This window comes from Cylindrospermum sp. FACHB-282, from assembly GCF_014697195.1.
Lineage (GTDB): Bacteria > Cyanobacteriota > Cyanobacteriia > Cyanobacteriales > Nostocaceae > Cylindrospermum.
In genome coordinates this window covers 12,537-25,476 of record NZ_JACJRJ010000013.1, presented here as the reverse complement: position 1 = coordinate 25,476, position 12,940 = coordinate 12,537, and the positions used below count along the sequence as shown (strand labels likewise).

At 42.2% G+C, this 12,940-nt stretch carries 12 protein-coding genes; 2 read left to right on the top strand and 10 right to left on the bottom strand.

What is annotated here, in order from left to right:
• Window positions 1-32 precede the first annotated feature (32 nt).
• The 4 genes from H6G32_RS09075 to H6G32_RS09060 form a co-directional block, all read right to left on the bottom strand.
• Window positions 33-1,055 carry a DMT family transporter gene (locus tag H6G32_RS09075; protein ID WP_190457306.1) on the bottom strand — a complete coding sequence of 341 codons (1,023 nt, stop codon included), beginning with the start codon at window positions 1,053-1,055 and terminating at the stop codon, window positions 33-35.
• Window positions 1,056-1,470: 415 nt separating this feature from the next.
• Window positions 1,471-2,133 carry a hexitol phosphatase HxpB gene (gene hxpB / locus H6G32_RS09070; RefSeq protein ID WP_190457304.1) on the bottom strand — a complete coding sequence of 221 codons (663 nt, stop codon included), beginning with the start codon at window positions 2,131-2,133 and terminating at the stop codon, window positions 1,471-1,473.
• A gap of 128 nt (window positions 2,134-2,261) precedes the next feature.
• Window positions 2,262-3,233 (bottom strand): glucokinase, encoded by a 972-nt coding sequence (gene glk / locus H6G32_RS09065; RefSeq protein WP_190457302.1) that lies wholly within the window; start codon window positions 3,231-3,233, stop codon window positions 2,262-2,264.
• A 261-nt stretch (window positions 3,234-3,494) separates the two neighbouring features.
• Window positions 3,495-4,838, bottom strand: coding sequence for an aspartate aminotransferase family protein (locus tag H6G32_RS09060; protein WP_190457300.1), 1,344 nt, complete (start codon window positions 4,836-4,838; stop codon window positions 3,495-3,497).
• A gap of 477 nt (window positions 4,839-5,315) precedes the next feature.
• On the opposite strand from H6G32_RS09060, the gene H6G32_RS09055 reads away from it, so the two are divergent.
• Window positions 5,316-5,480, top strand: a complete 165-nt coding sequence (locus H6G32_RS09055; protein WP_190457298.1) for a hypothetical protein — start codon at window positions 5,316-5,318, stop codon at window positions 5,478-5,480.
• 280 nt (window positions 5,481-5,760) lie between these two features.
• Here the strand turns inward: H6G32_RS09055 and mnmE are convergent, their stop codons facing one another.
• A complete protein-coding gene (gene mnmE / locus H6G32_RS09050) occupies window positions 5,761-7,152 on the bottom strand; it encodes a tRNA uridine-5-carboxymethylaminomethyl(34) synthesis GTPase MnmE (protein ID WP_190457296.1) in 1,392 nt (463 codons plus the stop codon).
• Window positions 7,153-7,190: 38 nt separating this feature from the next.
• Window positions 7,191-7,979, bottom strand: coding sequence for a hypothetical protein (locus H6G32_RS09045; RefSeq protein ID WP_190457294.1), 789 nt, complete (start codon window positions 7,977-7,979; stop codon window positions 7,191-7,193).
• Window positions 7,980-8,269: 290 nt separating this feature from the next.
• Between H6G32_RS09045 and H6G32_RS09040 the strand changes: the two genes are divergently transcribed.
• A complete protein-coding gene (locus tag H6G32_RS09040; RefSeq protein WP_190457292.1) occupies window positions 8,270-8,470 on the top strand; it encodes a hypothetical protein in 201 nt (66 codons plus the stop codon).
• On the opposite strand, the gene H6G32_RS09035 is transcribed toward H6G32_RS09040, so the two are convergent.
• The 4 genes from H6G32_RS09035 to H6G32_RS09020 all read right to left on the bottom strand — a co-directional run bounded on the left by H6G32_RS09035 (window position 8,467) and on the right by H6G32_RS09020 (window position 12,791).
• Complete coding sequence (locus H6G32_RS09035) at window positions 8,467-9,135, bottom strand: Uma2 family endonuclease (RefSeq protein WP_190457290.1); 669 nt, start codon at window positions 9,133-9,135, stop codon at window positions 8,467-8,469. The genes H6G32_RS09040 and H6G32_RS09035 overlap by 4 nt on opposite strands.
• A 118-nt stretch (window positions 9,136-9,253) precedes the next feature.
• The gene (locus H6G32_RS09030) at window positions 9,254-9,994 is read right to left on the bottom strand and encodes a hypothetical protein (RefSeq protein WP_190457288.1); all 741 of its coding nucleotides are present in this window, start codon (window positions 9,992-9,994) and stop codon (window positions 9,254-9,256) included.
• A gap of 76 nt (window positions 9,995-10,070) precedes the next feature.
• The gene (locus H6G32_RS09025; RefSeq protein ID WP_190457287.1) at window positions 10,071-11,696 is read right to left on the bottom strand and encodes a mucoidy inhibitor MuiA family protein; all 1,626 of its coding nucleotides are present in this window, start codon (window positions 11,694-11,696) and stop codon (window positions 10,071-10,073) included.
• A 153-nt stretch (window positions 11,697-11,849) separates the two neighbouring features.
• On the bottom strand, window positions 11,850-12,791 hold the full coding sequence (locus H6G32_RS09020) for a LysR family transcriptional regulator (protein ID WP_190457285.1): 942 nt from the start codon (window positions 12,789-12,791) through the stop codon (window positions 11,850-11,852).
• Window positions 12,792-12,940 lie beyond the last annotated feature (149 nt).

The following is a 12,940-nucleotide window of genomic DNA, read 5'->3' as shown; positions in this document are numbered from 1 at the left end:
AAGTAGAAGGCAGAAGGAATCTTATTTAGGTCTTACAAACCCGGTTCCGTTGAAATTACATCTTGTTCTTCAATTTTTCCAACCTCTGAGCTACGGTCTTTATCGGCACCTTTGCCAGTTTTTGCTAGATAAATACCTCCGATAATCACAGCAAAACCCACCAAGTTCAAAAGACTTAAGCTCTCTGAGAAAAGTATCCAAGCAAGAGTTGCAGCAATCACTGGGTCAAGCAGAAACACTATCAGAACGAATGTTGAGGAAAAGCTTTTGAGACTATATACTGTCAACCCATGACCTAAAGCTTCACAGACAATAGCTAGAGAAAATACTATTAACCAGCTTGACAAAGAAATTGGCAAGATTTGATCTTCATATATCAGTACGAGTGGTAAAGTCAATACAGACCCAACCAGGCAGCGCCACATCAATACAGTTTCAACTGAAAACTTACTTCTTAGGTACTCTAGAATTAAATAGGTAACTGCATATAACACCGCACACCCAAGAGCAGCGAAGTCACCAACGAGACTGTTCTCAGATGTTAGTAGATCATCCAATCCCAAAACTACCGCTCCTAGTATTGCCAGGGCCATTCCGATCAGAAATTTCCGGTCAAAAAGCTGCTTGAATAACAGCCACCCTCCCAAGGTAGTAAATACTGGGCTTAAACCACCTAGCACATTAGCATTAGCAATGCTTGTTTGAGTCAGCGACCAAGTCCAGAGCAGACGACCCAGCATATAAGCCAGAGACGCTCCTAGTAATAGTGCGTAGTCACGAACTTGGTAACGTTGCTGTGGTATGAATGGCTCGTCTGATTGTTGAGTGCGTAATTGATAAACTCCATTCCACAACGCAAATATCACAGCTGCTATCCAAGAGCGATTGAATAGTGTGACGTTGATACTCATTTCACTCAAAGAAAACTTGACTAATATTCCTGTTATGGATAAAGCGAATAAGGCTATAAGTAACAAGATAAATGGAATAACTTCTACTTGTAGTTTGTTCTGTTGTATTTCGCTCTCTAGTACTTCTTGTTTGTTAGCTGTCATTTAGATTTTGCTCATTATAAAGAGTGATTGACCAGTCAGAAAACAAAAAGAGTGATCTCAGCATACAAGTGAGGCTATTGAGTAAGTTTAACCTGATATATGGTATCATTTAATAGTAAATATTTACGCTTACATATTTTTTATAGTAATATATTTAGCCTAAAATTCTAAGTAAAAATTAGCAAAAAATTGCGGCTGATTGACGGTTGAAAGCATCGATAAAATCATGAATTCGAGGAAAAACAGTTTCTTAAGTGAGTAAACGCGGACTGCAATTCTAAAAATCCCGTCTTCCAGATTTTTTGGATGCTTTTGACCAAGCTGTTTCACATACTCTACCAAGGGGGTTTCCCCAGATGAGGGAGATAATTAACCCTTGATTTTTGCTGGCATCTGGTAAATTACTCCAGCGAGATCAGGTTATAAACTCCTTCAGCCACGACTCGTTGATCTGTTCAAGTGAATCTAGCTTGACATCTGCGATCGCAAATCGGTGATCTTCTCTTTCTGCTGCTGCTGGAACAGCGATGCATCGCATAGAAGCCGCTTTAGCGCTGATGATGCCGCGAATTGAGTCTTCAAACGCCACACACTTTTGCGGACTCACACCGAGGCGATGGGCAGTTGTCAAATACACCGCAGGATGAGGTTTGCCATATTCCTCTGTCTGGGCAGAACTTAAAATACCGAATGCATCTTGCAAACCCAGCTTATTTAGCACCGACTCAACTAAAAACATAGGTGATGAGGTAGCCAATGCCAAGGGCAAACCCATTTGCTGACACAGTTGGACAATTTCAACTGCACCAGGCAAAGGCTTGCCATCAGTCGCTACAAGTTCGCTGACATGACTGACAATCCGTTCCGCTACTGTAGACTGACTCGTACCCACCCAAGGAAACCGTGCATACCAATAGCTGACGACCTCATCGCTACGCAAACCCATTGTTTGATTGCACATACTCTCTTCTAGTGGCACTCCCAAGCTATTAAACACCTCGACTTCCGCTCTGCACCAAAAAGGCTCGCTATCGATCAGCAAACCGTCCATATCAAAGATGACTGCCGCGTCTATCATGATTTCCTCTTTAAGCGCTTAGATCAACAACAGGTTTATCGATTCCCCTGGATTAGGGGTAATTAATATCAGGGATTGTGCTATCAGTTATATTTGATAACACAACGCATCATATTAACTTCTTAGTGTTAAGATATACCTCTTTTAGCGTACCAAGCTGCACCCTGTAAAGCTGTATATTGATTGAGAATTACATATACAGGGATCGCCTGCAAAAACTCACGCATCTTGTCCTTATTGATAAAGTTTTCTACAAACAAGGGTTGACGCAGGTTTTTGAGAATATTGGGTGCCATGCCGCCACCGAGGTAGATACCCCCTGTACTGAAATACTTCACAGCAGCATTTCCACATTCTGCCGCCAAAATAGATACAAACATATCCAGTGCTTGCACGCATAACTGGCATTCACCGCTCTGAGCAGCGTTATTGATGGCTGCTGCCTTATCTCCTACCTGCATCTCCTGCTCCAGCCAGAGGGGACTGACACCATAACCTGTATCGCGGAGAAAATTATAAATTTGTACTAAACCTTGTCCGCCTAGAACCACTTCATAGCTTACACGTTTGTACTTGCTTTGGGTGTAACGAATTAGTTCCCATTGCAGCTGGTCAAATGGACCAAAGTCGGCATTTCCGCCTTCTGTACCGAGTGCGTGGAATCGACCTTCTACCTCTATCAGGACAGCTTCTCCCAGGCTAGTACCCACTGCTACCACAGCCCGATTTCCCCCCGGTATCTTGCTGCCAGCATTCAATGTCACCAACTCGTCATCCCGCAATGTTTCCAAGCCATAAGCATTGGCTTCCGCATCGTTGAGTAAAGCAACCGGGCTATTAACCACTTCCGACAGTTCAGTAGCGTCAACGACTTCCCAAGGTACATTTGTTAACTTGCATTTACCCTCTCTTACTGGGCCGGGTAAGCCAAAACAAGTAGCTTTAATCGGATAGCTGTAACTTTCCAGAAATTTACAAACTATATCCTTGAAACTTTTGTACTCTTGGCTTTTATATACCTGTTGTTCGACGACTACAAGATTATCGTCAAACACTGCCAAGCGGCTATTTGTTGCACCAATATCACCCGCCAGAATCATACTGTCTCCTACATGGTGTTGTCACAGTGTTTCATCAAAGTCCTAATATACGGCAGCGCTGGCATCTACCGACAAAACCTGTCATTTTTAGTTAAATTGTTCACACTTCATCTCGACCCTGGCATCTGGATGATCCTAATGTAGAGTTAGCGCACTGCCACAAGCCCTACCAGGGGATACTCTCTAGCAATTTCTCATGCAACTCTAAATTTGATGCTGCGACACATGACTGTTGATTTTTATCCCGCAAAATATCGTCCTTCATCCAACCTCTGTGAGAACTTTTTCAAGCAGATCGCATAACTGTTCAGACTCTTCTAATGTGATAATCAATGGCGGGCGGATCTTGAAAACATTACCATAACCATAGCGAGAAGTTCTAATAATCAAGCCGCGCTTCATTGCCACTTCAGCAATATAGTTAGTTAGAGCCGTATTTGGATTACCCTCAGCATCAGAAATCTCAACTCCAATCATCAATCCTACACCACGAACATCACTAATAAATGTGTATTTTTCTTGCATTTTGCGAAGGCGCTCCATGATATATTTACCAACAATTTCGACATTTTTGAGAAATTGAGGTTGGCTGACAATATCAAGAGTCTTGGCAGCGGCAGCAGCGGCAAGAACATTTGAACCATAAGTAAAAGAATGGTGGTGTCCCTCAAGACCACCTAACCTTTCTTCAGTTAAGATAGCGGCAAACTGAAACCCTGTACCACCAAGACCCTTTGCCGCAGTGATAATGTTAGGTTGTACACCAAAGTGTTCGGCAGCAAACATTTTACCTGTTCGACCAATACCAGTCTGAATTTCATCAAAGATCAGAATGATGCCCTGCTCATCACAGAGTTTTTTGAGGGCTTGAAAATATCCTGGAGGTGGGACAATATTACCACCATTACCAGAAATAGGTTCGACAACAATACAGGCAACACTTCCAGAACTTCCATACTCTATAAAGTCATGGATTCGTTCTACACACAAAAAGTCACATGTCTTAGGTTTTTGTTTGTAAAAGCAGCGGTGACAATATGGATCGGGTACCTGAATACTTCCAGGAAACAAGTTAGGAAAAGGTTCTTTACGAAAGGCATTGCCTGACATGCTTGTCATCATCATTGTTTGCCCTAAATGGCTGCGAAATAATGTAATGACGTCTCTTTTTCCTGTATATCGTTGAGCAATTTTAATCGCACCCTCATTTGCTACAGAACCACTAGAAACTTTGGGATGTACTAGGGTCAGGTTTTCCGGGGAAACTTCTACTAACTTTCTGACAACGGCGTTAATTGGGTCAGTTTGAAATGTTGAAGTGACATGAATTAACTGTTCAGCTTGTTCTTTTACTGCTTGGAGAACTTCTGAATGACCATAACCTAAAGATAAATTGAATGTTGCTGCTGCACAGTCAATATAACGATTGTCCTCTGAATCGTAAACAAATATTCCTTTACCCTTTACCATCTTAATGTCGCTGACATGGTGATAAATTAGCTGATGAATATTTGGTTCTAAATTCATCATTTTGGCAAGGGCTGCTTGAGAGTTGTTTTCAAACTCAGATTCTAGATTTGACGATACTTCTTCAAAAGAATGCATAGAAAACTATAACCTTTTCATACTTTAAAAACAGACTATTTTGCGGTTTGTTGAACCCAGGCAATTGTACTTGCTAACAATTGACTTTAGGAATCGGATTTGATTACTGAACGTACAGCCAATTACATCAAAATAAGGTACACAATGGCGGGCTGTCCGGCTCACACCACAAGAGTGTAACTGGTAATATTGGTACTTGATTTACTTGCAAAGTGCTGTACTTACGTAGGTAGGCAATAGGCAATATAAAAGAAGGCTCTTCGGGTTGTATAGCAGTGGACAAGGCGGTTAGGACATTCTTAAAAGCTCAAACTCAGTCCAGACTGAGAGGACAATATAAATTCCTGCCACAAAAAGCATACAGGATTTTATTGGTTCAGCTTTTTGCCATAAGGCAAAAACAAGACTACTTTATTTAGGCTTGCTCTATCCTAATACTCGTCAGTTGGCAAAGGTATTATTAGAATATACAAAGTATTGCACTTATTCTACTTATTAGCAAGCAACAATCTTGTAGCTATTTCTGACCCCCATACCTTGGGAATTCTAGCTTGGGCAAAACTGACTGGCTTGATTGTCTGCGATTTTTATTTTCAAAATGGTTGGATAATGCCTTTTGCCAGTCGCGGCATTTTACAGTAGTAACCCCCAGGGGAAACGCATCTAATTTATTTTGACAAAATGTAACTTATATGAATACAGGAAAAGGGTAATACTTGATACATTAATATTGTAGTTTGTCAAGATAATTTAGATGCGTTTCTCCTGTAGTAACCCCTCGCAGAGTTACACCAAAGAGGACTTCTTCTATTTAATGGTTAGCATCTACACCAATAGCTGATAGACCGCACCAGGGGCGAGAATGCTTTCTTCTCTGCGGATCTTTCCGCGATGTTGTCCGATTTAGAGTTGAAGTTCGACGCTATTTACCTATACAAAATTTGCTGAAAATTATATCTAAAACTGATTCTGTAACTTCTTCTCCGGTGATTTCTCCTAGTGCTTGAATCGCACCTCGTAAGTCAATTGTCCAAAAATCTAAGGGTAACTGCTGGGTAATTGTTTCTTGCACTTGTTCTAAAGAAATCTTCGCTTTTGTTAATGCTGCTGCTTGCCTTTGGTTAATTGCTAAATCCATATCAGCCGCTTGGACTTTCCCCCCTTGCACTATTTCTAAAATTGCCGTTTCTAACCCATCAATTCCTTGATTTTGTGCTGCTGATGTGGTAACTATTTGATTAATTGTTTTGGGATAGGGCCAGGATGTAATCAAACCCGTTTCCACAAGATCAATTTTGTTAATTACCAGAATCAACGGACGGTGTTGCACCTGTGCATAAATCTCTTCATCGCCTTGAGTCCAACCATCTGCGGCGTCGATGGTGAGTAAGACTAAATCAGCTGCATTAGCTGCACGGCGCGATCGCTCAACACCGATTTTTTCTACTTGATCCACTGTTTCCCGAATCCCGGCTGTATCTAGCACCTGGACGGGAATTCCCCCCACAACTAGCTGAGATTCCACCACATCACGGGTTGTACCAGGTAAGTCTGTAACGATGGCGCGATCGCTCTGACTCCAAGCATTCAACAAGCTGGATTTTCCCACATTTGGACGCCCGACAATCGCCACTTTTAACCCTGTGCGGAGGAGTTCCCCTTTGTCTTTTGTGGCTATTAGTCTGGTAATCTCTGCGGCAATTTGATCAATTTCTGAGATCATAGAACTAATATGCAAAGGTGGCAAATCTTCTTCAAAATCTATCCTGGCTTCAATTTCTGCTAAAATATCCAAACAGTTAGCGCGTAATTGCCGGATGGGATGAGCTAATTTACCCTGTAAACCAGCTAAAGCGGTTTGCGCTGCTTGAGGCGATCGCGCTCCCACTAAATCCGCTATACCTTCAGCTTGGGTTAAATCCAATCGTCCATTCAAAAAGGCCCGCAGGGTAAATTCTCCCGGTTGGGCTAATCTGGCACCGCTTTCTAAACAGAGTTGTAATACTTGCTGAACCGCCATAATCCCCCCATGACAATGGAATTCTACCACATCTTCACGGGTGTAAGAACGGGGTGCTTTCATCATCAGCAGCAAGGCTTCATCTACTATTGCTTGGGTTTGGGGATGGCGGATATAACCATAAAGAATCCGGTGACTTTCCCAAACTTGACGCCCTGGTGCGTAAAACAGAGTTTGGGCGATCGCCATTGCATGGAAACCAGAAACCCGCACAATCCCCACGCTACCTTGTTGGGGAACAATAGCAGTAGCGATCGCTGCGATCGTGCCAGTGTTAGCCAATAGTTCCGACATCAGCGCCCTTTTTAAAACATTGCATATATATCGTTAGCTTAAAAAATCCGCTCAAGATTATCTACTTCATCAAGTATCAGAGCAGCAAGACGGCTGTACTGACTAGGTAATGAGGCTTTTTCCACATCAGCAACCAGCACCTCAAACCTCTGACCAAGGGCTGTCCCTCCACTGGCTAACACAGTTGGACGTAATACATCCGAACTGTGACGAAGATTTTTAGCAGTTTTATGCAACCAAGCAGGGTTTCCCATCTGTGCCCAAATTTCTAACTCCCATCCGTAGTAGCTCAGTAACATTACCTCAACTGGTACATGCATCTGAAACCCTATACTCATTTTAGCAGCAACTAGGGTTATCCGATTAGCATCATCCATTGCCACTTGACGATTTTGAGAGGCGATCGCTTGATCAAGTTTGGTAATTGAGGAATTTAGCCTTGCTAATTGTACTTTATTACCCTTAATTTCGCTGCTAAGACCTTTAGCTACTTCTTTCAAAGACAATAAATCAGCTGTGACTTCTCTCCATTTCCCTACCTTAGCCATATTGTAGATAGTTTTACCGTATTCACCGACTTTTTTTAGGGAACAGGGAAGATGATTGTTTTTTACTTCAGCATCAGCCCCACTTGCTGGGTATAATTTTACATTTGCCAAGTTAAGTTGGCATTCCCTACTTCCAATCCCCTGGAAGGTATCTAGTTGATTACTGGTTGGGAGGATTTGGTTAGTGTCATCATGCTGAGACATGATTGCAACCGGCGGTGGTGGTTGGCTCGTTACATAAGCTTTTACCAAGCAGGCGATCGCTAAAATTCCCACCATCAGTTCTTGTGCAAGACTGCGAGTAAAAAAAATACGTACTGCTCAAGCAAATACTCCTAATATTTATGTAAAATTCATACCTAAATACCAGCATAGTAGGCTACGTAAGTGACTGGAACTAGCAGATTTTACCTCACAGTGCTTTGGCTGTTTCCCATACCTTAGCAAGCAGGTAAGTGATGCAAAATTCCTAACTGGATGGCAACTGGCATGGCAACTGGCAAGGTAAAATTTATCTGGAGGGTTTTGTCCAGGACGTAACGACCTAAAGAGAAAGAGAGGAATTGACCGTGGAACAAAAGATTAACTGCGCTGAAGCCTGTGTCAACGGTTGCGTTTTAGGGGATAAATGCCCTAATACCGAGTTTAGAGCAGAAGCCTCAAAGTTTATCGAAGAGACTTCCTTAGACAAAATGCTGGAATTGGCAGAAGAACGACTGCGCAAAAAAATGACGGAACCACCAAAATGGATTTTGCCCGAAGATCCCTAAATAGCATCTGGATCAATATTTAATTCTCGCAATTTTGCTGCCATGCGATCAGCACGTTCTTTTTCCTGTTTAGCCACCTCTTGCGGTGTCGGAACTAATTCTCCTTCAGCCGTAAACAAGCGTAAATTTTCTTTATAAACTCCCAAAAATAACTCTAGCTGCTGACTCCATAACCAGCCTTGGGGATTAGTTTCTAGAGCTTGATACTTACCAGCTACCAAGACAAACCCAGCAAACTCTAAATTATTGGGATCAAACCAAAAGTATTCTGGTGTGCGAAACGTATCTTGGTAAATTTGCTTTTTCAAATTCCTGTCTGTTGCGGCTGTGGAATCTGATAGCACTTCGATAATCACATTCGGATACTTACCATCTTCTTCCCAGACAGCCCAACTTTTGCGCGGTTTGCGTTCAGTCCCCAGCACCACGAAGAAATCAGGCCCCCTAAAATCAGAAGATTTTAGCTGGCGTGGGCTGTAGTAAATTGTAATATTACCAGATGCATAGAAATCATGACGATTTTGCCACAACCACTCAAGGCATTGGATGAGTAGCGTCATTTGTAACCGATGTAAGTCACTTTCCAAGGGCGGTTCGTCACTATATAAATCACCTGGGGGAAATATAACATCTTTTGGGATTGGTAAATCTTGGGCGACAGTCATGGCAGCAATTGTCTCAGTGCTATAAGTTTAGCGCATCGGTGAAGGTGGATTGTTGTTGACGAATATTGCGATATTATCTTCAAATTGTCAGAAAGGCTAGTTAAGACAACGGGATACTTTAAAACTTGATGATGACACTCCAAGTTTTAATTCTATATATTTCCAATTTTAGCTCTACTATGCCGTAATCTTGGTTAAACCTATTTGGTGTTTCTTCATGAATAGAAGGCATTAATCTGTCAGGTATAAGTAAGCTCAATTCTTCAAATAGAGCCAAGGTAAATTTATTAAATTGATGTATAGCTATCGGTTTACTAGCTTCATTATTGATATTTAAAACTAGCTTGATTATCTGAACAGTACTTGCAATTTCTGACTCAGCATACAAAGCAATATTATTTGCTAACCCAAATGGGCCTTTACTCCCAATATCAAGCCACTGAGTAGAACAGCAATACCCCAGTTCATCATAAGTCCATGATTGAGAATGAAGCCCCTGTCTAGCAAGTGCATTGCAGACTTTATTAGGTTTATTGAAAATAGGTTGGGCTAAATTTTTAGAAAATGCTGCACCAAGGTTTAGATTTTGCTCAATTTCATCCAACTCTTTCTCTAACTGTGCCAGTTGAGTTTCCTCTTCTAGAATTTGTTGCTCTAAGTTAAACTTAATGGCTTCGCCTGCCTCAATTGCAGAAGCCTTCCGCAGTTTCTTCAACTTGTCACTTCTTAGCTGCCACTCTGCCGAAAGTATATCATGTCGCTGTTGTAAACGCTGTCGTTGCGAGTCTGTTAAGCCGGTAGAAGGATTTGGTTGGTTTTCCGAAATGAGTTTATCAGAATTAAAGGAATTTTCAGCCATTTCCCTATGATTAATTTTTATAATTCAAGTCTCTGCGGTTCGTTAAAAACCAATTTTTACACCACAAAGACAAATACTAAATATCTAATCCCACCACGGTTAATTCCGGCGGATGCTCAACGGTGAATTGATAATATATTTCTCGTTTTTCCTGGGGTGGAAGAGTTAATCCCCATGCCAAAATTCCCATTTCACTAAGTTGAATTTGCGGGTTGCTTTGGTTGAGGCGCACCTTAATTTCTTCATTGCGACTGACTGGCAATTGTTCAGTTAATTTCAGATGGGTTTCTAGATTGAGTAAATTAGTAATTATTAACCGATAACCATAAGTAATGCGGCGTTGTTTGCTCATCAGTTTTTTGTCAACCTGACGCTCAACTAAGTTACGCTCAATTTTCAAACCTTCGTCAATTCCTAAGTTAAGTTTGAATTCTTGCCCTGGTGCAATATTCTCTAACTCAGTTGTACCAACAAAAGTATTATCCCGAAAAATATTCGCCTTACCGGGTAACAAAGTCGCCCCGTTGGGACTATTTTTCACCTTGGCTTGCAAATAAGCAAAGCTTACTAAACGTGGCATTGCCACATACTCAAAGTTACAAGGATAATCGTCATTAAAAATTGTCGTTTTATGGGGTGTACCATCACTCTTAATGTTACCGCCGCTATTCAATTTAAAAGTGACTACACCTCCTTCTTTGGCGACTTCAGCCACAACGATTTCCGCTGGGATGAAATTTACCTCTGCTGGTTCCTCTTCTGCTTCCCAACTTCCTTCACCAGGGGGAGCAGACCGAGCCATCATAGCAGCTGCAGGTGGAAGCATAACTTCTCGACGTCGTCCTATTGATGGCTGTGGAGTGCTGATATACCAAGGTACAAGTTTCGGTGGGAGTGTTCCTAAACCTGGTTTGGCTGTAGAAAGAGTAAGGGCCACACCTAGCCAATCTTCGCCGGTACTTTGGGTAACTTCTGCGAGGTAGCTCAGATGTACGATATCCCTGATGCTATCGACCCGCAAGTCATAAAGCGGACTCCAGCTAGCGCGATTCACCACATAGGAAACCTCTAGGTCAAACTCACCCACACCTGAGACTTCAACTGCCACAATTAAGCTCAGGCTTTCTTGGATATTGGGAGTTTGGATTTTTTGTAATGCGGTGCGGAGTACTTGTAACTGCTTGTCTAATTCCTGCTGTTGGCTTTTGTACTCCCCAGAAGCGATCGCATATTCACTATATTGGCTACCGACAAAGTTGAGGAAATCCAAAGTTTCACTGAGGCTGATATTTTTCCGCGCTAGACTCTGAGCAAAGGGTTGCTCTGTTTTTTCGCGCAATCCTGCAATAAAACTAGATTGCAATGCCAAAGCTTGTATTTGAGCTTGCAGGTGGAGTTTTTCGGCTTCTAGTTGCTGAATTTGGCGCGTCAACTGTGCCACTCCCTCGGCAGTGGGTTCGGTGGTGTAGAGGCTCACGCTACTCACTCCTAGCAAGCGCACTCCTACTGTACCCGTACCGCTCACCCTCACAGATTCAGTTTCTACAGTCAACGGCAGGGGTGTAATCACTAATTCCCGTTCCAGTCCTGTTAAAGACACCACACCCCGCCGTGTAACTAGGGCTTTGTCAGCATACACGGTCACAGCAACAATCTGGCTTTGTACTGTTTTACACCAAGACGATTTTTCCGGGTTAACCACTTCCAGTTTTCCCCAATTTATAATGGTTCCGCTGGTTAATTTTTAATACTTCTTGGTCTCACCGTCAAGCCATTGGCTATTTTGTATCCAAACAAGGTGATGTAGTAGCGGTTGAAGGATGGAGGTAGGGTTTCAGCCTTCATCCTTCAGATTTTACTCTTGAATTTTCCCAACCATAGCACTAGTAATAGCAGTGTCTCGTGTCACAATTTCCTTTGCCGCTTCTAGTAGATATTCATAATAGGCACGAGCAACAATAGATAACTGTTTGCCGGATGGATAAACCATGTACCAATGTCGCGGAATGGGAAAGTGTTGGACATCCAAAATGCTGAACTCTAACGCATCTGTTAATAAGGTATGGCGAGATAAAACAGAAATTCCTAAACCCCCAACGATCGCTTGTTTAATTGCTTCGTTACTCCCCAATTCCAGCTTAACTTTTACCTTGACTCCATGTTCATCGAAGAGACTTTGAGTAGCACGCCGTGTACCTGAACCAGGTTCTCGCATAATAAAAGGTTCATCGGCCAGGCGTTGTATAGGAATATTTTTTTCCTGGGATAAGGGATGATTAATGGGTGCAAAAACTACCAAAGGATTTTCTAAAAATGGCTCAAAAGTGACGTCAGTATTCTCTGGAACTTGACTCATAACATATAAGTCATCCATATTACTGGCCATCCTCTCCAAAATCCCCTCGTGGTTCGTTACCTGCAGCGAGATATCAATTCCTGGGTAAAGTTGGCAAAACCGCCCTAACAAACGCGGTATGAAATATTTTGCTGTGGTAATTACTGCCAAGCGTAATTGTCCCTGTTTTAGCCCTTTTAAATCCGCTACCTTCATTTCAAATTGGGCTATGGTTTCAAATATCTGACGGCAAGTTACAGATAATTCCCGTCCAGCCTCCGTCAGATACAAGCGCTTCCCCACCTGCTCAAATAATGGCAACCCTACGGATTTTGTGAGTTGCTTGATTTGCATCGATACGGTAGGTTGGGTGAGAAACAATTCCTCAGCAGCACGAGTAAAGCTGCTATGCCGTGCCGCCGCCTCGAACACCTTCAGCTGGTGCAGCGTCGCTTGATTCAAGAGTGATTCTCCTCTAATAGCTAATAGCGATTCATAGATATATATTTAGTATCACTGAACACTAGCAAATCATCTAGAGTTACTCATTTAAAGTTACGAGTTTTAGTATAGATAAAAATCTATGCCCGCTATTAGAAGATGGGTATTGG